The organism is Amycolatopsis sp. TRM77291, from assembly GCF_054166285.1.
This window is the reverse complement of sequence record NZ_JBSZHF010000001.1, coordinates 8289751-8308264: the sequence shown is the minus strand read 5'-3', so window position 1 is coordinate 8308264 and position 18514 is coordinate 8289751. Positions and strand designations below refer to the sequence as shown.

Annotated in this window: 20 protein-coding genes; 12 read left to right on the top strand and 8 right to left on the bottom strand. The window is 69.1% G+C overall.

Features of this window, described 5'->3' with window-relative positions; translation table 11 throughout:
• Positions 1-22: 22 nt before the first annotated feature.
• Positions 23-1066 (top strand): hypothetical protein, encoded by a 1044-nt coding sequence (locus tag ACXIZN_RS39020; protein WP_457959796.1) that lies wholly within the window; start codon positions 23-25, stop codon positions 1064-1066.
• Positions 1067-1103: 37 nt separating this feature from the next.
• Here the strand turns inward: ACXIZN_RS39020 and ACXIZN_RS39015 are convergent, their stop codons facing one another.
• Entirely contained in the window at positions 1104-1343 is a 240-nt protein-coding gene (locus ACXIZN_RS39015; protein WP_457959795.1) for a hypothetical protein, read from the bottom strand.
• Between ACXIZN_RS39015 and ACXIZN_RS39010 the strand changes: the two genes are divergently transcribed.
• Positions 1327-1695, top strand: a complete 369-nt coding sequence (locus ACXIZN_RS39010; RefSeq protein ID WP_457959794.1) for a hypothetical protein — start codon at positions 1327-1329, stop codon at positions 1693-1695. The two genes, ACXIZN_RS39015 and ACXIZN_RS39010, sit on opposite strands and share 17 nt — an antisense overlap.
• 80 nt (positions 1696-1775) lie before the next feature.
• Here ACXIZN_RS39010 and ACXIZN_RS39005 read toward each other — a convergent pair whose 3' ends face one another.
• A complete protein-coding gene (locus ACXIZN_RS39005; protein WP_457959793.1) occupies positions 1776-3551 on the bottom strand; it encodes a serine/threonine-protein kinase in 1776 nt (591 codons plus the stop codon).
• A 185-nt stretch (positions 3552-3736) separates the two neighbouring features.
• Between ACXIZN_RS39005 and ACXIZN_RS39000 the strand changes: the two genes are divergently transcribed.
• Together ACXIZN_RS39000 and ACXIZN_RS38995 are read left to right on the top strand one after the other, a co-directional pair.
• A complete protein-coding gene (locus ACXIZN_RS39000) occupies positions 3737-5608 on the top strand; it encodes a propionyl-CoA synthetase (protein ID WP_457959792.1) in 1872 nt (623 codons plus the stop codon).
• Positions 5609-5717: 109 nt separating this feature from the next.
• Positions 5718-7298: a family 20 glycosylhydrolase gene (locus ACXIZN_RS38995; protein ID WP_457959791.1), complete on the top strand. Its 1581-nt coding sequence runs from the start codon at positions 5718-5720 to the stop codon at positions 7296-7298.
• 49 nt (positions 7299-7347) lie between these two features.
• On the opposite strand, the gene ACXIZN_RS38990 is transcribed toward ACXIZN_RS38995, so the two are convergent.
• Positions 7348-7959: a TetR/AcrR family transcriptional regulator gene (locus ACXIZN_RS38990; RefSeq protein WP_457959790.1), complete on the bottom strand. Its 612-nt coding sequence runs from the start codon at positions 7957-7959 to the stop codon at positions 7348-7350.
• Entirely contained in the window at positions 7949-8644 is a 696-nt protein-coding gene (locus tag ACXIZN_RS38985) for an MOSC domain-containing protein (protein WP_457959789.1), read from the bottom strand. Before ACXIZN_RS38985 ends, ACXIZN_RS38990 begins: the two co-directional genes overlap by 11 nt.
• A gap of 40 nt (positions 8645-8684) precedes the next feature.
• On the opposite strand from ACXIZN_RS38985, the gene ACXIZN_RS38980 reads away from it, so the two are divergent.
• On the top strand, positions 8685-9257 hold the full coding sequence (locus tag ACXIZN_RS38980; protein ID WP_457959788.1) for a TIGR03086 family metal-binding protein: 573 nt from the start codon (positions 8685-8687) through the stop codon (positions 9255-9257).
• Here ACXIZN_RS38980 and ACXIZN_RS38975 read toward each other — a convergent pair.
• Together ACXIZN_RS38975 and exaC are read right to left on the bottom strand one after the other, a co-directional pair.
• The gene (locus ACXIZN_RS38975; protein ID WP_457959787.1) at positions 9211-9594 is read right to left on the bottom strand and encodes a DUF779 domain-containing protein; all 384 of its coding nucleotides are present in this window, start codon (positions 9592-9594) and stop codon (positions 9211-9213) included. The genes ACXIZN_RS38980 and ACXIZN_RS38975 overlap by 47 nt on opposite strands.
• On the bottom strand, positions 9594-11117 hold the full coding sequence (exaC, locus tag ACXIZN_RS38970) for an acetaldehyde dehydrogenase ExaC (protein WP_449697402.1): 1524 nt from the start codon (positions 11115-11117) through the stop codon (positions 9594-9596). The genes ACXIZN_RS38975 and exaC overlap by 1 nt, the downstream gene beginning before the upstream one ends.
• A 105-nt stretch (positions 11118-11222) precedes the next feature.
• Here exaC and ACXIZN_RS38965 point away from each other — a divergent pair, with 105 nt between their 5' ends.
• A complete protein-coding gene (locus ACXIZN_RS38965) occupies positions 11223-12713 on the top strand; it encodes a GAF domain-containing protein (protein WP_457959786.1) in 1491 nt (496 codons plus the stop codon).
• On the opposite strand, the gene ACXIZN_RS38960 is transcribed toward ACXIZN_RS38965, so the two are convergent.
• On the bottom strand, positions 12676-13263 hold the full coding sequence (locus ACXIZN_RS38960; protein WP_457959785.1) for a DinB family protein: 588 nt from the start codon (positions 13261-13263) through the stop codon (positions 12676-12678). The two genes, ACXIZN_RS38965 and ACXIZN_RS38960, sit on opposite strands and share 38 nt — an antisense overlap.
• Before the next feature lie 95 nt (positions 13264-13358).
• Here ACXIZN_RS38960 and ACXIZN_RS38955 point away from each other — a divergent pair, with 95 nt between their 5' ends.
• Both ACXIZN_RS38955 and ACXIZN_RS38950 read left to right on the top strand, forming a co-directional pair.
• Positions 13359-14159 (top strand): SGNH/GDSL hydrolase family protein, encoded by an 801-nt coding sequence (locus ACXIZN_RS38955; RefSeq protein ID WP_457959784.1) that lies wholly within the window; start codon positions 13359-13361, stop codon positions 14157-14159.
• Positions 14138-14695: a TetR/AcrR family transcriptional regulator gene (locus ACXIZN_RS38950; RefSeq protein ID WP_457959783.1), complete on the top strand. Its 558-nt coding sequence runs from the start codon at positions 14138-14140 to the stop codon at positions 14693-14695. The genes ACXIZN_RS38955 and ACXIZN_RS38950 overlap by 22 nt, the downstream gene beginning before the upstream one ends.
• Here the strand turns inward: ACXIZN_RS38950 and ACXIZN_RS38945 are convergent.
• Complete coding sequence (locus ACXIZN_RS38945; RefSeq protein WP_457959782.1) at positions 14683-16116, bottom strand: phytoene desaturase family protein; 1434 nt, start codon at positions 16114-16116, stop codon at positions 14683-14685. The two genes, ACXIZN_RS38950 and ACXIZN_RS38945, sit on opposite strands and share 13 nt — an antisense overlap.
• A gap of 95 nt (positions 16117-16211) precedes the next feature.
• Between ACXIZN_RS38945 and ACXIZN_RS38940 the strand changes: the two genes are divergently transcribed.
• The 4 genes from ACXIZN_RS38940 to ACXIZN_RS38925 all read left to right on the top strand — a co-directional run bounded on the left by ACXIZN_RS38940 (position 16212) and on the right by ACXIZN_RS38925 (position 18419).
• Positions 16212-16946, top strand: coding sequence for a DUF2786 domain-containing protein (locus tag ACXIZN_RS38940; protein WP_125782440.1), 735 nt, complete (start codon positions 16212-16214; stop codon positions 16944-16946).
• Positions 16947-17030: 84 nt separating this feature from the next.
• On the top strand, positions 17031-17786 hold the full coding sequence (locus tag ACXIZN_RS38935) for a GNAT family N-acetyltransferase (protein WP_457959781.1): 756 nt from the start codon (positions 17031-17033) through the stop codon (positions 17784-17786).
• Positions 17787-17814: 28 nt separating this feature from the next.
• Positions 17815-18153 carry an ArsR/SmtB family transcription factor gene (locus ACXIZN_RS38930; RefSeq protein ID WP_457959780.1) on the top strand — a complete coding sequence of 113 codons (339 nt, stop codon included), beginning with the start codon at positions 17815-17817 and terminating at the stop codon, positions 18151-18153.
• Entirely contained in the window at positions 18150-18419 is a 270-nt protein-coding gene (locus ACXIZN_RS38925) for a hypothetical protein (protein ID WP_257484244.1), read from the top strand. The genes ACXIZN_RS38930 and ACXIZN_RS38925 overlap by 4 nt, the downstream gene beginning before the upstream one ends.
• The last annotated feature ends 95 nt before the right edge of the window (positions 18420-18514 follow it).

Below are 18514 nucleotides of genomic sequence, written 5' to 3'. Positions count from 1 at the left end.
TTATGGATTTCTGGGGGTCGTCATGTCTCGTTGGCCGGTTCTCGTGGCCGTTGCCCTGCTGCTCACCGGGTGTTCCAGCGCCATCGACGGGAAGGCTTTCCGCGAAGGTTCGGCACCGGGCGCGAGCGATACGAAGTTTCCACGCTACACACCGCCCGCCGACGGGTCGGGGTTCAGCGATCAGGTGCTCGACCAGCCGCTGGCCCTGCCCGTCGAACAGGGCGAGGAAGGCTGTGATTGGCTGGAGTCGATCAAACCCGATCTGCAACCGCTCGGCCTGGTCAGCACCAAGGGCACGCTCAGCGGTTGCCAGTTCGTGTTCCCGAACAACAAGGGCGCGCAGGTGCACGCCTACAGCCCGTACAGCTGGATCACGCAGGACTCCCCGGTGATGGAGCCGGTGGAGATCGCCGGGATCAAAGGCCGGACCTACGCCTTCGACCCGGAACCGGCGACGTTCTGTTCGGTCAACATGGACGTCCGCGCCTACGCCTCGATCGCCGTCGATGCCTACGACGTCGACAACGACGAAGGGGGCACTCGCGCGGAGCACTGCGAGCTGGCGAAGAAGGTCGCCGAAGTGGTGCTGAAGAAGTTCGTCCCGCTCGCCGGCGGCAAACCGGCGCCGAGCACCGTTCAGGAGCCTCCCGCCGAGGCGCTGAAGAACGCCGACATCTGCGAAGTCGTCAAGTTCACTCATGCGAATTACGCCGGAGTCAACGCGGGCCGCGGAGGGGCTCAGAAGGGTGAGGGGCCGCTTGGACCGACCTGCACCCACGAAGTCGCCTACGCGAAGGCCGTCGGGATGTACACGAACGGCACGGGCGGCCTGGAAGCTGTGCCGCCGAAAGCGGGCGCGGAGGTGCGGAATGGACAGTTCGGCACCTTGAAGGCCAGGTTCGAGCAGACGGCGGAGTCCTGCGCCCTGAGCGTCCAGCTGAGCAACGGACAGGTCGTGCAGGTCGACTTCATCGGCAAGAAGAAGGAAGCGATGCCGCGGACCTGCGTCTCCGCTCAGCTCATCTTGTCGGTGTCGATGCTGGCCCTGATCACGGGTGACTCCTGATTTCTCCGATTCAAGTGTGACACTTGCCTTCGAGTTGTTACTCTTCGCTGGTCAATAGCAGCTCGACAGGGGGCATCATGACGATCCGACCACTCGGAGCGGCCTGTGCGGCCGCGGCGTTGTTCTTGATCGCGGGGTGTGAGGAGCAGACGCCGGGTGCCGCGTCGCCGCAGACTTCGGCCGTTCCGAGCACCTCGGAGGCGCCGGCCAGCAGCAGCACACCGCCCAGCACTTCGAAGCCTTCGGCGATCGCGTCCGACGTGACCAAACCCGCCACTGGCGGCGCGGTGGCGCAGACCCCGGACGGGGCCGCGAGCGTAATGGAGGAGTATCACCACGCTCTGGGCGAGAAGGACCTCGACACCGTTTGCCGGATCACCGCGCCGGCGTTCGACGGCGGGATGAAGGAATGCCGGAGCCTCACCCCGATGCAGTTCGGGATGCTCTCGGCCGAAGACGTCAAGAAGCTGAAGGCCACCCGCGTCGACCGGGCGAAACTTCAGAGCAAGGGGCCGGACAAGGTCCTCGTGCCGCCGGGCGCGATCAGCCCGCAGATCGCGATGATGGCCGCGCAGCCCAAGACGTTCACCATGGCCTGGCGCGGCGGGACCTGGGTGGTCATCGACTGAGGGAGAGCAAGGGACCTTTGCTAGCGTTCGTTAGCGCGCTAACTAACGCTAGCAAAGGTCCCTTGCTCTCTTTTCGCAGGTCAGCGCGGGTGACGCTGAGGCTGGGCCTGCTTCTGGGGCTGCTGGTGCGGCTGCTGCTGCGGAGGGCGGCGCGGCACGATCTGCGTCACCGGGCCGTCCGGCGACTTGCCCGCGCGAGCGAGCCAGCCCTCGACGTCACGCCGCACGGCGGTGAGCGTCGGACGACGGCGGGGCTCCTGGTCGAGCGACGCGATGAGGATCCGGGCGTGCGCGCTGCGGTTCGGCAGCTTCGACACCGGTTCGGCGCGGGCGGCGGCCATCAGCGCGGCCATCGGGGTCTCCCGGGTGCCGCGCGGCGGCTGGCCCGACAGCGCGTAGCTGACCGTCGCGGCGAGCTGCCAGGCGTCCGACGCCGGGCTGGCCGGGGAGCCCATCGCCTGCTCGGGAGCGACGAAGTCCGGCGTGCCGATCATCATCCCGGTCGCGGTCATCTTCGAGTCGCCCTGGCTGCGGGCGATGCCGAAGTCGATGAGGTGGGCGAGCCCGTTGCGGTCGAGGATGATGTTCGACGGCTTGAGGTCCCGGTGCAGCACGCCCTTCTCGTGCGCCGCGGCGAGCGCGCCGGCCATGGTCGACCAGAGCCGTCCGGCGGCGATGTCGTCGAGCGGGCCCTGCGAGTCGACGATCTCGGCCAGCGAGCGCCCTTCGAGGTACTCCATGACCAGGGCGAGCCCGTCGGGTTCCTCGACGAGGTCGTACACCTTCACGCAGTTGGGGTGGTTCACCACGGCCAGCGCCCTGGCTTCGCGCTGCATGCGCTCTTCGGTGTCCCGGTCCGGCGCGTGCGCGATCTTCAGCGCGACCGTGCGGTTGAGCTGGGTGTCGACCGCTTCCCACACGGTGCCGAAGCCACCGTGGCCGAGCCGGCGGACGCGCTTGTAGCGGCTGCCGCCGGAGTTGCGGGAACCCGGCGGCGCCGGGACCGGACCTGGGACGGCGGCCAGCGCGGGAGGTTCGGGCGCCTGTGCCAGCGCGGTCGCCGGGTACTGCTTGGCGGGCAGGGGCGGCAGTTGCGGCTGAGGCTTCGGGGCGGGCGGCTCCGGGCGGTACGGCTCGATCTTCTGCCGGGGCTGCGGGTCGGGCCGGTTGATCACCGACCACGGCGGCGGGCCGACGAGCGCGACCGGGATCAGGCCCAGCACGCTGAACGGCAGGAACCCGAGCCAGAAGTGCACGGCCGTGTTCGCGCCCATGCCGACGCTCGCCAGCACCATCAGCACGAACGGGATCCAGAAGAACCGCGAAGGCCACTTCGGGCCGCGACGGAACGCGGTGCGCGCCTGCAGCATCACGAACAGCAGCGACAGCGCCGGCAGCCCGACCAGCAGGATCAGGTAGAAGATGTAACTGAGCTGCATCCCGTTCGGGTAGAACAGCACCTCGTACACGTTCTGGCCGCGGCCGAGGTACTCGCTCTGCTTCCCGATCAGCGGACTGTAGTCGGCGTTGAAGGTCGCCAGGTCATTGCTGGAGAAACCGGACTTACCACCCGATTTGGACGCGGCCTCCTGGTACGTCTGCGAAACCCCGGTGGCCAGCAGCCACGGCAGCAGGAAGACGGCGACGACGCCGATCCCGCCGAAGATGGACAGGGTCACCACGTCGTAGCGGTTGCCGGTGCCTTTGCGGATGATCGCGACGACCATCGCTCCCAGTGCGGGCAGCAGCGCGACCAGCGCTCCCGCGGTGCTCGTCGCCCACACCCAGTCCCCAGGCCAGATCCCTGGTCCGAACAGGCTGTGCGCGAACGAAAGCAGCGCGCTCGCTAGTCCCATGGACCCTGCTCCCCTCGCTCGGTTAGGCCGTTTCCGGCGGTTTTTCCCCTAGTCCAGCTTAGGACGCTCCATGCCCGCACAGGGTTGCCGGGTTGTCGCGGCCGTCTCTCCGCCGTTACCACCGGGCATCGGCCCTGCCGGAAGTCCATGATGGGGTCCGGTACCCGAACGCGAAGGAGCATTCGATGCACGCCGAGTCGTACCAGCGGAGCCTCGAAGACCCGGAGGGTTTCTGGCTCGAAGCCGCGCAGGCGATCGACTGGACCCGTCCGCCGACGCGGGCGCTCGACGCGTCGAAGGCTCCTTTCTACCGCTGGTTCCCGGACGGGGAGCTGAACACCGCGTTCAACGCGCTCGACCGGCACGTGCGGGACGGCCACGGCGAGCGGACGGCGCTGATCTGGGATTCGCCCGTCACCGATTCGGTCCGCCGGTTCACCTACTCGGAACTCCTGGACGACGTCGCGCGCTTCGCCGGGGCGCTCGCCTCGCTCGGTGTCGGGAAGGGCGACCGCGTCATCGTGTACATGCCGATGGTCCCCGAGGCCGCGGTCGCGATGCTGGCGTGCGCCCGGCTCGGCGCGGTGCACTCGGTGGTCTTCGGCGGCTTCGCCCCCAAGGAGCTCGCGGCGCGGATCGAAGACGCGAAACCCAAGGTCATCGTGGCCGCTTCGTGCGGGATCGAGCCGTCGCGGGTCGTCGAGTACAAACCGATCATCGACGAGGCACTCGCGGGCACCGTCCATCAACCGGACAAGGTCGTGGTGCTGCAGCGGGAGCGTGCCCGCGCCGAGCTGGGCGAACGCGACGCCGACTGGACCGAACTCGTCGCGAAGGCCTCCCCCGCCGACCCGGTGCCGGTCGCGGCCACCGACCCGCTGTACATCCTGTACACCTCCGGCACCACGGGGAAGCCGAAGGGCGTCGTGCGCGACACGGGCGGGCACGCGGTCGCGCTGGCCTGGTCGATGGGCGCGATCTACGACATCCAGCCCGACGACGTCTGGTGGACGGCGTCCGACGTCGGCTGGGTCGTCGGCCATTCCTACATCGTGTACGCGCCGCTCCTGATCGGGGCGACGACGGTCATGTACGAGGGCAAACCGGTCGGGACCCCGGACGCGGGCGCGTTCTGGCGCGTCATCGCCGACCACGGGGTGAAGGCGTTGTTCACCGCGCCGACGGCGTTGCGGGCGATCAAGAAGGTCGATCCGGACGCGGCCGAAATCGAAAAATACCAGCTCAGCGGATTCAAGACGTTGTTCATGGCCGGGGAACGGCTCGACCCGGAGACCTATCACTGGGCGCACGGGAAGCTCGGGGTGCCGGTGATCGACCATTGGTGGCAGACCGAGACCGGCTGGCCGATCGCGGCGAATCCGCGCGGACTGGAACCGATGCCGGTCAAACCCGGTTCCGCGACGAAACCGGTACCGGGCTGGGACGTGCGGATCCTGGATCAGGCGGGCGACCCGCTCCCCGCCGGCCAGGAGGGCGCCATCGCCATCAAGCTGCCGCTCCCGCCGGGTTCGCTGCCGACGTTGTGGCAGGACGACGAGCGGTATCGCGAGGCGTACCTTTCGCGGTACGAAGGCCACTACCTGACGGGTGACTCCGGATACGTCGACGAAGACGGCTACCTGTTCGTCATGGGCCGCACCGACGACGTCATCAACGTCGCGGGTCACCGGCTTTCGACCGGTTCGATGGAGGCCGTGCTGGCGTCGCACCCCGCCGTCGCCGAATGTGCGGTGATCGGAGTCCGTGACCAGCTGAAGGGGCAGCTTCCGCGCGGTTTCGTGGTGCTGAAGTCGGGCACCGACGTCGACGCGGAAACACTCAAGGCCGAGCTGGTCGCGCTGGTGCGGCGGGACATCGGCCCGGTCGCGGCGTTCCGTGACGTGTCCATTGTGGACGCGCTACCGAAGACGCGGTCCGGGAAGATCCTGCGCAAGACCATGCGCGGGATCGCCGATGGCCGCGACGAACAGGTGCCTTCGACGATCGAAGACGCGAGCGTTCTCGATGCCCTGAAAGCGGTTCTGCGCGGCGAGTGACCGGTGATCGGTACGGCGTACTGGTCCGATCGGGTGTTGTCGCGTTTGCCCTATTGGTCTATACCTTCTCAGGGAAGAGAGTCTCCAGGTATCCGACCGGAGGTGCTCCATGAGTAAACGCCTGTCCAGAACCGTGCTCGGCGTGGCGGTCCTGAGCCTCGTGACGCTCGGCCTGCCCGCGACGGCGAGCGCGGGGCAGCACGTCAAGGCCGAACGGACCGTCGCCGACGTCGTCCCGGCGCCGGTGGACGCGAAACCCGATCCCCGCTCCGACTTCCGGCTCGGTCCCGCGACCGTCATCCGCACCGACCGCGAAGGCAGGCAGGTCGCCGAGTACCTGGCTGGCCTGCTCCGGCCCGCCACCGGCTACCGGCTGCCCGTCGTCAGCGGTCACCGCGGCGGCGGCCCCGCCATCTCGCTCGAGATCGGTCACGCGAGCCGCCGCGTGGGCGCCGAGGGCTACCAGCTCAAGGTGTCGCGGTCCGGCGTGTCCTTGAAGGCGAACACCGACGACGGCCTGTTCCTCGGCGTGCAGACGCTGCGCCAGCTGCTCCCGTCCGCGATCGAGGCGAAGACCGTCCAGAAGCGCTCATGGGTGGTTTCGGGCGGCACGGTGCTCGACTACCCGCGCTTCGGGTACCGCAGCGCGATGCTCGACGTCGCCCGGCACTTCTTCACGCCGGACCAGGTCAAGCTCTACATCGACCAGATCGCCCAGTACAAGATCAACAACCTCCACCTGCACCTGAGCGACGACCAGGGGTGGCGGATCGAGATCAAGAGCTGGCCGAAATTGGCGACCTTGGGCGGCCAGACGGCCGTCGGCGGCGCTCCCGGCGGCTACTACACGCAGGAGCAGTACAAGGACCTGGTGCGCTACGCGGCTTCGCGGCACATCACGATCGTTCCCGAGATCGACATGCCGGGGCACACCAACGCGGCGCAGTATTCCTACGCCGAACTGAACTGCGACGGCAAGCCGATACCGCCGCGCACGGATATCGAGGTCGGCTACAGCTCGCTGTGCATCGGCAAGGACATCACCTACAAGTTCGTCGACGACGTCATCCGCGAACTGTCGGCGATCACCCCCGGGAAGTACATCAACATCGGCGGCGACGAGGCCCACTCGACCACGCCGGAGGACTACCAGACCTTCGCCACGAAGGTGCACCCGATCGTCGCGAAGTACGGCAAGACGATCACCGGCTGGCACGACATCGCCAAGACGAAACCGCCGGTTTCGGCCGTCCCGCAGTTCTGGGGCACGACCGGGACGGACGCCCACGTGGCCGAAGCGGCGGCGCGGGGCAACAAGATCCTGATGTCGCCCGCGAACAAGGCGTACCTGGACATGAAGTACCACCCGCAGACGCCGCTCGGGCTGAGCTGGGCCGGGCTGATCGAGGTCAAGACCGGTTACGACTGGGACCCGGCGACGTATCTGCAGGGTGTGCCGGAGAAGAACGTGATCGGCGTCGAGGCTCCGCTGTGGTCGGAAACGCTGATCACCAGTGACCACATCGAATTCATGGCGTTCCCGAGGCTTCCGGGGTACGCCGAGATCGGCTGGTCGCCGAAGGACTCCCGCACCTGGGACGCCTACCGGCTCCGGCTGGCGAAGCAGAGCCCGCGCTGGGTTCAGCAGGGCATCGACTTCTATCGGTCCACGCAGGTCGACTGGAAGTAGCGCGTCATGAAAGGCCCCTTCATCGCGAAATTCGCGATGAAGGGGCCTTTCATCGCGCGGCGGCGTCGTCGAGGCGGGCGGTGATGGCGGCCCGGGCCAGCGCGTAGGGCTCCGTACCCCCGAACATCACCGAATCGGCGTTCGCGGCCCGCCCGAGCGCGTTCAGTTCGAAGGCCAGCTGGTTCACGTCGACCGACTCGCGCAAATGCCCGGCTTTCCGCGCTTCGACCGCGGTGGACCGGATGAACTGGGAGAAAGCACGGCTCGCGTTCGCGACCGCGTCGTGCACCCGGCCGGTCCGCGCGTCGAATTCGGCGCCGGTGTTGAAGAAGAAACAGCCTCCCGGGAACACGCGGCGTTCCGAATAGTCGAGCCAGTTCGCGCACAGCGCGCGCAGCCGCGCGATCCCCTGCTCGACCTTCAGTGTCGGCTCGACGACGTTCTCCGCGAAGATCGCGCTCGCCGTCTCGACCGCCGCGAGCTGCAGTTCCTCCTTGGATCCGAACAACGCGAACACCCCGGATTTGCTCAGTTCCAGTTCGGTGGCGAGCCTGCCGAGGGACAACCCGTCGAGCCCCTCGACGGACGCGATGTCGACGGCGCGCCGGAGCACGATCCGCCTCGTCGCGTCGCCGCGGGCCACCCGGCCGTCAACCGGCATTCCGTCCCTCTCGCCGTTTCTTCGCCGATTCCAGGCCGTCACGGTACTGCCGGCTGAGCGCCGGCGCCGCGAGCACCCGGTCCAGCAGCGACCAGTACGCGTCACGGCGCTCGTCGTCCAGCTGGGCGACGTTCGTGAACGACGCGACGTAGACCTCGGCGATCGTCGGGCTCGCCGGATCGCGTTCTTCGAGCGTCATGCGCCCCGACGTGGGGACCTCCCCCGTCCGGAGCACCCGCAGGTACCAGCCGCTGCGTCCGGAATCGATCATGGCCGGGATGACGTCCTTACGCCCGGTCTTCATCGCGAGCTTGAAACACGGCGTGCGCGGCTGCGAAACCTGGACCAGCGCGTTTCCCCAGGCCCAGACGTCGCCGACGCGCACGTCGTATTCGTCGGCGCCCGCCACCGACGCGTTCTCCCCGAAATCGCCCGCTGCCACCGGGAAGCCCTGCTCGGCCCAGGCCGCGTAGTGCGTCGCCGGATAGACGTAAACCGCTTTGTCGACACCACCGTGGACACTTCGGTCCGCTTGGTCGTCACCGGCCAGATTGATCTCGTCCAAGCGCAAAGACGGCGCTTCCACCCGCGACTTCGCGATGGCGCTGTACACCGGGACGTCGCGCTTCATGCCCAGCACCGACGGCCGCCCGACGAAGACCTCGTTCACTTCGAGAGTGCTCACACCCTAGAAGATAGCACGACCGTTCGTATACATTGCCGCCATGGATCTCCTCTCGCTCACGACAAGAGCCCATCGCGCCGCCGGGACCACGATCGCCGGAATCGGCGCGGACGACTGGGACCGCTCGACCCCCTGCGCCGAGTGGACCGTCCGCGACATCGTGAAACACCTGATCGAAGGCCACGATTCCCGCACCGCGCAGGCGACCGGCCACCCCATGAAGAGCCGGCCGTCGGCCGACGACGACCTCGCCAGGTCCTACGACGAGAGTTCCGCCGAGTTCCTCGCGGCCTTCGACGGCGAAGCGCTGGAGAAGACCTTCGACTTCGGGAGCTTCGGCAAGCTCCCCGGGAAGAACGCGCTGGCCGTGCTGTTCGTCGACACCCTCACCCATCACTGGGACCTCGACACCGCCCTGGGCCGCGAGCATCACTGGGACGACGAGCTCGCCGAGGCCGCGTTGAAGGTGGCGAGCCGCTACCCCGACGTGATGCCGGTGCGCGGGCCCGGCGGCGCCTTCGACCACGCTGTCGAGGCACCGCCGGACGCCGGGCCGGGCGCACGGCTCATCGCGTTGCTGGGCCGTTCAGCTCAGCCGACTCCTCATCGCTGAACAGCCGGGAACGGACCAGGAAGCGGACCCCTTCGGGCGCCTCCAAGGAGAATCCGCTCCCCCGGCCCGGAACGACGTCGATGGTCAGATGCGTGTGCTTCCAGTACTCGAACTGGGGACCCGACATCCACACCGGAACGTCGTCGATGCCCTCGACGCTCAGGTCACCGAGGTGGACGTCGGACGCCCCGGTGCGGAATTCGCCCGCCGGGTAGCACATCGGGGCACTCCCATCGCAGCATCCGCCGGACTGGTGGAACATCACCGGTCCGTGGAGCGACACCAGCCGCCGCAGGAGCTCCGCGGCGGCCGGTGTCAAGCCGACCCGCTCGGCCATCAGAAGAACCCGAGCGCACTGTCCGAATAGGACACGAGCATGTTCTTGGTCTGCTGGTAGTGGTCCAGCATCATCTTGTGGTTCTCGCGCCCGATCCCGGACGCCTTGTAACCGCCGAAGGCCGCGTGCGCCGGGTACGCGTGGTAGTTGTTGACCCACACCCGGCCTGCCTGGATGTCGCGGCCGGCGCGGTAGGCGGTGTTGCCGTCGCGCGACCAGACACCGGCGCCGAGGCCGTACAGCGTGTCGTTGGCGATCTTCAGCGCGTCGGCGTAGTCGTCGAACCTCGCCACCGAGACGACCGGGCCGAAGATCTCCTCCTGGAAGATCCGCATCTTGTTGTCGCCCTCGAAGACCGTCGGCTGCACGTAGTAGCCGCCGGACAGTTCGCCGCCGAGGTCGCTGCGCTCGCCACCGGTGAGGATCTTCGCGCCTTCCTTCTGGCCGATGTCGATATAGGAAAGGATCTTCTCCAGCTGGTCGTTGGAGGCCTGCGCGCCGATCTGCGTCTCGGTGTCGAGCGGGTGCCCCTGCTTGATCTTCTTGACGCGCTCGACGGCGTCGCCGAGGAACCGGTCGTAGATACCGGACTGGATCAGCGCCCGCGACGGGCAGGTGCAGACCTCGCCCTGGTTCAGGGCGAAGAGCGCGAAACCTTCCTGAGCCTTGTCGTAGAACGCGTCGTTGGCCGCGGCGACGTCGTCGAAGAAGATGTTCGGGCTCTTGCCGCCGAGTTCGACGGTCACCGGGATGATGTTCTCGCTGGCGTACTGCAGGATCAGCCGTCCGGTGGTGGTCTCGCCGGTGAAGGCGACCTTCCGCACGCGGTTGCTCGACGCGAGCGGCTTGCCCGCCTCGACGCCGAAACCGTTGACGATGTTCAGCACGCCCGGCGGGATCAGATCGCCGATGAGCGACATGAGCAGGTGGATCGACGCCGGGGTCTGCTCGGCGGGTTTGAGCACGATCGCGTTGCCCGCCGCGAGCGCGGGCGCGAGCTTCCAGACCGCCATCAGCAGCGGGAAGTTCCACGGGATGATCTGGCCGACGACGCCGAGCGGCTCGTGGAAGTGGTAGGCGACGGTGTTGTCGTCGATCTGCGAGATGCCGCCCTCCTGTGCGCGCAGGGCGCCGGCGAAGTAGCGGAAGTGGTCGATCGCGAGGGGGATGTCGGCGGCGAGGGTCTCGCGGACCGGTTTGCCGTTCTCCCACGATTCGGCGACGGCGATCGCCTCGAGGTTCTGTTCCATCCGGTCGGCGACCCGGAGCAGCACGTTCGCGCGTTCGTCCACCGACGTCCGGCCCCAGGCCGCGGCCGCGCCTTCGGCCGCGTCGAGCGCGCGGTCGATGTCGGCGGCGGTGCCGCGGGCGACCTCGGTGAACACCTGTCCGGTCACCGGGGTGGGGTTCTCGAAGTACTGACCGCTCGCGGGCGGTACGTACTCGCCTCCGATGTAGTGGTCGTAGCGCGATTCGTAGCTGACGACGCTGCCTTCGGTGTTCGGTGCCGCGTACTTGGCCATCTTTCCTGCCTCATCGCTAGGGGTGACGGATGACGGCGAAGCTAGGGCGGGCGGGGTTGCACGCACGTTGCAACGAAGTGAGCGCGGTCACCTATCCTCGGGAACGTGGCGGAGCTGCCCGGAGGTGAAGCGTCGCCGCGTGACCCTCAGGCGTACGCGCGGCTGCTGAAGGACGTCCACGACGCCGTCCTCTCCGGTGTGCCCGCGCCGCGTTCCCCCAGGTCGATCGTGTCGGCTTCGTGGAATCGCTCGCTCGCCGCGCGCGTCGACCCGGACAAGGGCGTCGCGCCGCTGGTCTACGACTCCGGCGAGGTGAGCGGCCTGCGGGAGGAGCATCCGCTGGCGCCGGTGCTGCCGATCCTGCGGCAGACGCTGGTGAGCATCGCCGACGACGCCGAGCACATGATGATCGTGACCGACGCGGCCGGCCACATCCTGTGGCGCGAGGGCGCGGCGGGCGTGCTTCGGCGCGCGGACGGCGTGATGCTCGCCGAAGGCACCCGATGGAGTGAAGACGTCATCGGGACGAACGCGATGGGCACCACGCTCGCCACCGGGGAACCGGTGCAGATCTACTCGGCCGAGCACCTGGTGCGCACCTATCACGGCTGGACCTGCGCGGCCGCGCCCGTGCGCGACCCGGAGTCCGGCGCGCTGCTCGGGTCGATCGACGTCAGCGGCCCGTTGCGGACGGTCCATCCCGCGATGCTCGCGCTGGTGACGGCGGCCGCGCAGCTCGCCGAAGGCCAGTTGCGGGCCCGGCTCGCGATGCGCGACGAGCGGTTGCGGGCCGCGAACATGACTCACCTGGAAGCGTTGCGCGGCGCGCCGGGCGCCCTGCTTTCCGCGAAGGGACGCGTGCTGGCGGCCGAAGCCTGCGGCGATCTTCCCTCCACTGTGGACGTCCGGCCGGGCGGCGGCGCGGTCACCCTGCCCGACGGGCGGCTCGGCACGGTGGAGCCGTTGAGCGAGGGCTATCTGCTGCGCCTGCGGAACCGGGTCCCGTCGAGGCGTCCGCGGCTCGCACTGGAGTTCCTCACCGACGGACCGCCGACGACCACAGTGGACGGTCGCGACGTGCCGTTCACCTTGCGGCACGCGGAGATCCTCACACTGCTCGCACTGCATCCGGGCGGCCTCTCGGCGGAGCGGCTGGCCCTCCTGCTCTACGGTGAGAGCGGCAACCCGGTGACCGTCCGCGCGGAGATCCACCGGTTGCGGACACAGCTCGGTTCCGACATCGTGCAGACCCGGCCGTACCGGCTTTCCGCCGAGGTCGACGCCGACTTCCTGCGCGTCCGCGCGGCGCTCAAACGGGGCGACGTCGCCGGGGCCGCGAACGCGTTCCGCGGTCCGCTACTGCCCGAATCGGAGTCGCCCGCCGTGCGCGAGGAGCGCGAATCGGTCACCGCGTCGGTCCGGCGGGTCGTCCTCGGCAGCGGGGACGCCGCGGCGCTGTGGTCGTACTGGGAGACCCCGAGCGGAGCCGACGACCTGGAGATCGTCGACGCGCTGTGCCGGGTACTCCCGGACGGCGATCCGCGGCGCGCCGTCGCCTTCACGCATCGGGCCCGCGTCCTGTCCGGGCGGCCTTGAGGGCCGCTCGCTCGATCTGGTCGCGCCGGGCTTCCCAGAAGGCCTCGTCGCGCTCCCCGGTGGCCGCATCGGTCGAGCCGTCCAGTTGTTCGCGCAGGATGTCGGCGTGCCCGGCGTGGCGGCCGGTCTCGGTGAGCATGTGGACCAGGACGGCGAACAGGGTCACCCGCGGTCGCGGCCACCAGGGCACGTGACCGGGCGAATCGAGGGCCAGAGCCGAGATCGTCGCGTCGGAGTGCGCCCACGCGCGACGGTAGCGGCCGACGACCTCCTCGCGGGTCTCGTGCTCGGTGACCCACAGGTCGGCGCCGCGCTGCCCGAGGTCGTCCCACCTGGGCAGGGGTTCGGGGAACGGCCGGTCGAAGACCTCACCGAAGTACCGGGATTCCCAGAGCGCCAGGTGCTTGACCAAACCGAGCAGGTTCGTCCCGGTCCGGGTCAGGGGACGGCGGATCTCGTACTCACCCAATCCTTCGATCTTCTGGAGCAGCACCTCGCGGACCTCTCGCAGATCGCCGTGCAAGTGCTCTTTCGCGACGTCATCGATCATGACCCGAGCCTGCCAGGCCCGGGCCGAGTAGACAGCGTCTACATCAGTTTGATAGACAGTGTCCACAAGGTGAACTCGTGGTTACGGAGATCTGGATGGGCTACCAACGTTTCGTCGCGCTCGGCGACAGCTGCGCCGAAGGGCTGGCCGATCCGCATCCGTCGGGTGGCTTCTACCGGGGCTGGGCCGACTTCGTCGCGGCACGTCTCGCCGAGGAGGAGCCCGGTTTCCGTTACGCCAATCTCGCGGTCCGCGGCCGCAGGCTCGACCAGATCCACGCCGAGCAGACCCCGGCCGCGAGTAGGCTCCAGCCCGACCTGATCGCCTTGTTCGGCGGCGGCAACGACGTGATGAGCCGCGGCTGGGACGCGCGCACGGTCGCCCGCCGCGTCGACACGGCCGTCCGCGCCTGCACCGAGATCGCGCCGCGGGTCGTCACCTTCACCCTCAGCGACATCTCCCACCGCATGCCGATGGGCCGCCGCATGCGCCCGCGCCTCACCGCGCTGAACGACGCCGTCCGCGAGGCGTCCGTCAGCTACGGCGCGACGCTGGTCGACCTCTGGCCGGACGACGCCGCGCACGATTCCCGCTACTTCGGCCCGGATCGGCTGCACCTGTCCGAGCAAGGCCATCGGCGCCTGGCCGGGCATGTCCTCGGCAAGCTCGGCGTCTCCCACGACCCAGCCTGGCTCGCCCCGCTTCCCGGATCGGCGGGACGTCCGGGTCTGCGCGCGGATCTGCGCTGGCTGACGCGGGAGGTCCTCCCGGTCGCGGGCACCCGCTTCCGCAACCGGCTCATCGGCCGCCAGCCGGGCGACGGTTTCCTGCCGAAGCGTCCCGAACTCCTGCCCGTCCACGAGGAGACCCGGTCGTGGGCGCCCGAACCCGCCTGATCGACACCGCGGCGAACCTGCTGGCCGAAGAGGGCGTCGGCGCCGTGACGCTGCGCGGGATCGCCAAGGCAGCCGGCGTTTCGCACGGTGCGCCGCTGCGGCATTTCCCCGGCCGCGCGGCCCTGCTCTCGGCGGTCGCCACTCGCGGCTACACCGAACTGCTCGACCGCGGCACCGGGCTGCCGGACGGGACACCGCGCGAACGGCTCATCGCGGCCTGCCACGGCTACCTCGATTTCGCGCTGGCCAATCCGGCGATGTTCGAGCTGATGTTCCGCCGCGACCTCATCGACGCGGACGATCCCGAACTCACGCGGGTGAGCAGCGCGGTGTTCGACTTCTTCGCCGGAATGGTCGCCGAACTCCAGGAAGGAGGCTGGCATCCCGCGACCGATCCGCGGCTGCTCGCGTCCTCGCTGTGGGCGTCGCTGCACGGGCTCGCCCAGCTATGGCTCTGGGGCGGGCTGGCCGGCGCGAGCTTCGCGCCGTCACCGGAAAGGGCGTTGGCCGTCACCCTCGACGCCTATCTCGGCTGAACCGGGAAGTCCTTGCCCAGTACGGCTTTCGCCGCGTGCCAGCCGCCCATCCCGTGGACGCCCGGCCCCGGCGCGGTCGACGCCGAACACAGGAAGACGCCGCCGAGCGGGGTCCTATGCGTGTTCCACCGGGCGACCGGGCGTCCGAGCACCTGCCGCAGATCCACCGCCCCGGCGGCGACGTCACCGCCGGGGTAGTTCGCGTTGTACGCCTCGAGTTCCGGCGCGGTGAGACAGCGGCTCGCCAGTACCGTGTCGGAGAATCCGGGGGCGAAGCGTTCGATCCGCCGCCGGACAAGCTCCGTGGCGTCTCGCGGATCCCCTTGCGGCACATGGCAATACGCCCACACCGGTCGTTTCCCCGGCAGCCCGCGGGACGGGTCGAGCGCCAGCGGATCCGAAACGAGCACGAACCGGTCGTCCGGATCCTCCCCGCGCGCGACGGCGTTTTCGGCGGCGTACACCTCGTCCCGCGTGCCTCCGAGATGGACGGTGCCCGCCTTGCCGACCTCCGGCACCGCCCACGGAACCGGTTCGGAAACCAGGAAATCGACCTTCGCCACGCCGGGTCCGTAGCGATAGGACTCCAGCGCCCTCCGGTATCGCGGCGGCAGCAGATCACCGGCGATTTCGAGGAAACCGCGCGGGGCGACGTCGAGGATCACGGTGCGCGACTTCGCGAGTTGCCGCAGATCGGTGATCCGGCTGCCGGTGTGGATCCGTCCGCCATGCGCCCGGACGTCGGCGGCGAGCGCCTCGGTGATGGTCTGGCTGCCGCCGCGCGCGATCGGCCAGCCGGTCGAGTGAGCCAGGTGGCCGAGCAGGAGTGTCGCGCCCGCCGCGGCGAGCGAAGGCTGGCGGCCCATCACGTGCGCGGACACTCCGGCGAGCAGTGCGGGCGCCTCCGGGCCGGTGAACAGGCGACGTTCCAGACCGGCGGCGAGCATCGCGATCCTGGCCGGGAGCAGGGCGGCGGCCCGGGGGTCACGAGGAGGATGACGAAGATCCCCGAGCAGGAGCCCGGCCAATTCGCGGCTGTGTTCGGCCAACGGGCCCAGCAGACGGCGCCATCGGGATCCGTCCGCACCGAGCGCGTCACAGGTCCGGTCGAGGTCTTCGTAAGCGAGACCGGCCCGGCCACCGTTCAGAGGATGGGCGTACGCGATCTCCGGCCGGAGGAGATCGACGCCGTGCGCGGCGAGATCGAACCAGCGGAAGAACGGGGACGCCGCGGCCAGCGGATGCCCGGTGGCGCAGATATCGTGCAGGACTCCGTTTTCGAACAGCGAGGCCGTGCGCGTGCCGCCACCGATCTCGTCCGCCGCCTCGTGCACTTCGACCGTCCGCCCCGCTCTGACCAGCAGGACCGCCGCCGCGAGCCCGTTCGGGCCGGAACCGACCACCGACACGTCGACCGCCATAGTGCCCCCTTGCCGGGATCGGCGACAGCTCACCCGAATATTGTCGGACCTCTCTCCTAGATTGATCCGCTCCAACCCAATCAGGAAGGAGGGCCATGCCCGACCATGACACGCTGCTCGCGCGCGTCCGGAAACTCCTCGCGAAGGCGGAGGACCCGGCGGTCACCGAGGCCGAAGCCGAGTCGTACAACACCAAGGCCGCCGAACTGATCGCCCGGTACGGCATCGATCAGGCGCTGCTGGCCGCCTCCGGGGCGACCGCGGACGAGATCACCCAGATCATGATCCCGCTCGACAACCCGTACAGCCGGGACAAGGCGGGGCTGCTCACGAACATCGCGCATCCGCTGCGCTGCCGGGCCCTGCTCCACCGGCTCGGCCAGTCGGTCACCGCGGTGACGGTGTTCGGTTTCCGCTCCGATCTGGAGCGCACGGAGCTGCTGTACACGAGCTTGCTGCTGCAGGCGACCACCCAGCTGACCCGGGTCCGCCCGGAGAACCGGGTGTTCGCGGGCGAGTCGCTGGCGGCCTACCGGCGAACCTGGCTGCACGGGTTCTCCGGCGCGGTCTACGAACGGCTCCGCAACAGTGAGGACACCGCCGCCCGGACCCATACGACCGCGGCCGGTCACCGCTCGGCCGAGCTCGTGATCCAGGACCGGACGGCGATGGTCAAGCAGGCGTACGACGAGCAATACGGAGATCTGCGCTCGGCACCGCCGAGGCGGCTGTCCGGCAGCGGCTACCTCGACGGGCACTCCGCCGGCGAGCGCGCCAACCTCAACACCACCGGCATCACCGGACGGCGCCGCGCGCTGCCCGTGCGCTAGCCCGGTCGCACCACCGCGCACGGCGGAATCCGTGCGGCGAAAACCACCTCGTGAGAATCGCGTGTCCTCGGGTCTACTGAGGACATGATCGTGATCGAAGACCTGGCCACCCGGCCCGATTTGCGCGAACCCGCGCTCGCCCTCGGCGGTGTCGGCGGCGAATTCCTCCAGCACGGCCTGGCGGGCCTGCTGGCGAAGTCGTCCCACCTGGCCGCCCGCTGGCCGGAATACTTCCTCGTGCTGCTGGAAGACGGCGCGCCCGTGGCGAGAACCGCCGCCGTCCCCGTCGGCTTCCCGACGGCCGAACGCCCGGAGCTGCCGGACCACGGCTGGGACGCCGCCCTGATCTGGGCCGCGGAAGACCTGATGAGCGCCCGTGAGACGAACACCCTGATCGCACTCGAAGTGATGGTCGCGCCAGGCCGCCGTGGCGGCGGCCTGGCCACGAAAGCATTGGAAGCGTTGAAGAAGCGCGCCTCGGAAACGGGTATGCGCAAGCTCGTCGTGCCGGTCCGCCCGGCCGGGAAGGAGAACGAACCAGGACTGTCCTTTGAGGACTACATCGGCCGCCGTCGCGCGGACGGGCTGCCGGAGGATCCGTGGCTGCGCACGCATGAACGGCTCGGCGCGCGGTTCGTGAAGGTGGCGCCGTTCGCGATGACGGTCACCGGCACCTTCGCCCAGTGGAAGGCGTGGGCCGGCGTCGAACTCCGGGACGGCCTCACGGCCGTGCCGGGCGGGATCGCGCCGGTGCTCGCCTCCTCGGCGCTGGACGTCGGCGTCTACACCGAACCGAACGTCTGGCTCGAGCACCTGGTAGCCGGAGCCAGCACCTGCTAGATTTCTTTGGCATGTGCAGGAGCTCGGCATGACCGCCACCGGACCGTCCGGCGACGAGCTGCTGCGGCTGCTGGGGGCGCTGGCGAATCCGCACCGGCTGCGGATCGTCGCGGCGCTGCGCGCGGAACGCGCGTATGTCAGCCAGCTGGCGCGAGAGCTCGGCATCAGCCGGGCACTGTTGCAGCTCCACCTGCGCAAACTGGAGGCGGCCGGGCTCGTTTCGGCCACCTTGGAGCTGTCGGAGGACGGGAAGGCGATGAAGTTCTACGAGGCGGAGCCGTTCGTGGTCGAGCTGAGCCCGGACGCCATCGCCGCCGCGGCGCCGACGCTGAGCACACCGGCACCGGACGAGGGGGAACGAGCGTGAAGTGGCATCAATGGCAGGAGGTCGCCGGGCTGATCGGCATCTTCGTGTTCCTCACCGTGGTCATCACGGTGGTCGTGTGGCAGTTCGGCGCGACCATCCGGGCCAGGGGCGCGCTCGCGCGCGAGCAGGAATACCGCAGGCTCGCCGAGAAGGCCGTCCAGGCGCAGGAAGAGACCGAACGCAAACTCACCGAACTCGACGGACGCCTCGCTGAGCTGCGGAAGAGCGTGGGCACGGTCGAGCGGATCCTCAAGGAGGTCGACTGACCGGCCGGTGAAAGACCCCGGGCCGCCGAGCGGCAACTCGACGGCCCAGGAAAGAAGAAGCAAAAACCTCGCCCGAGGCATCTCACTCCTTCATG

What these genes read in the sequence shown, in the direction of transcription:
- ACXIZN_RS39005 (WP_457959793.1), bottom strand. Translation starts at nt 3,551, where the DNA reads ATGGGACTAGCGAGCGCGCTGCTTTCGTTCGCGCACAGCCTGTTCGGA.
- ACXIZN_RS38975 (WP_457959787.1), bottom strand. Translation starts at nt 9,594, where the DNA reads ATGGCCGAGCGGGTCGGCTTGACACCGGCCGCCGCGGAGCTCCTGCGG.
- exaC (WP_449697402.1), bottom strand. Translation starts at nt 11,117, where the DNA reads ATGGCCAAGTACGCGGCACCGAACACCGAAGGCAGCGTCGTCAGCTAC.
- ACXIZN_RS39000 (WP_457959792.1), top strand. Translation starts at nt 3,737, where the DNA reads ATGCACGCCGAGTCGTACCAGCGGAGCCTCGAAGACCCGGAGGGTTTC.
- ACXIZN_RS38945 (WP_457959782.1), bottom strand. Translation starts at nt 16,116, where the DNA reads ATGGCGGTCGACGTGTCGGTGGTCGGTTCCGGCCCGAACGGGCTCGCG.
- ACXIZN_RS38930 (WP_457959780.1), top strand. Translation starts at nt 17,815, where the DNA reads ATGACCGCCACCGGACCGTCCGGCGACGAGCTGCTGCGGCTGCTGGGG.
- ACXIZN_RS39020 (WP_457959796.1), top strand. Translation starts at nt 23, where the DNA reads ATGTCTCGTTGGCCGGTTCTCGTGGCCGTTGCCCTGCTGCTCACCGGG.
- ACXIZN_RS38940 (WP_125782440.1), top strand. Translation starts at nt 16,212, where the DNA reads ATGCCCGACCATGACACGCTGCTCGCGCGCGTCCGGAAACTCCTCGCG.
- ACXIZN_RS38960 (WP_457959785.1), bottom strand. Translation starts at nt 13,263, where the DNA reads ATGATCGATGACGTCGCGAAAGAGCACTTGCACGGCGATCTGCGAGAG.
- ACXIZN_RS38980 (WP_457959788.1), top strand. Translation starts at nt 8,685, where the DNA reads ATGGATCTCCTCTCGCTCACGACAAGAGCCCATCGCGCCGCCGGGACC.
- ACXIZN_RS38935 (WP_457959781.1), top strand. Translation starts at nt 17,031, where the DNA reads ATGATCGTGATCGAAGACCTGGCCACCCGGCCCGATTTGCGCGAACCC.
- ACXIZN_RS38955 (WP_457959784.1), top strand. Translation starts at nt 13,359, where the DNA reads ATGGGCTACCAACGTTTCGTCGCGCTCGGCGACAGCTGCGCCGAAGGG.
- ACXIZN_RS38990 (WP_457959790.1), bottom strand. Translation starts at nt 7,959, where the DNA reads ATGCCGGTTGACGGCCGGGTGGCCCGCGGCGACGCGACGAGGCGGATC.
- ACXIZN_RS38995 (WP_457959791.1), top strand. Translation starts at nt 5,718, where the DNA reads ATGAGTAAACGCCTGTCCAGAACCGTGCTCGGCGTGGCGGTCCTGAGC.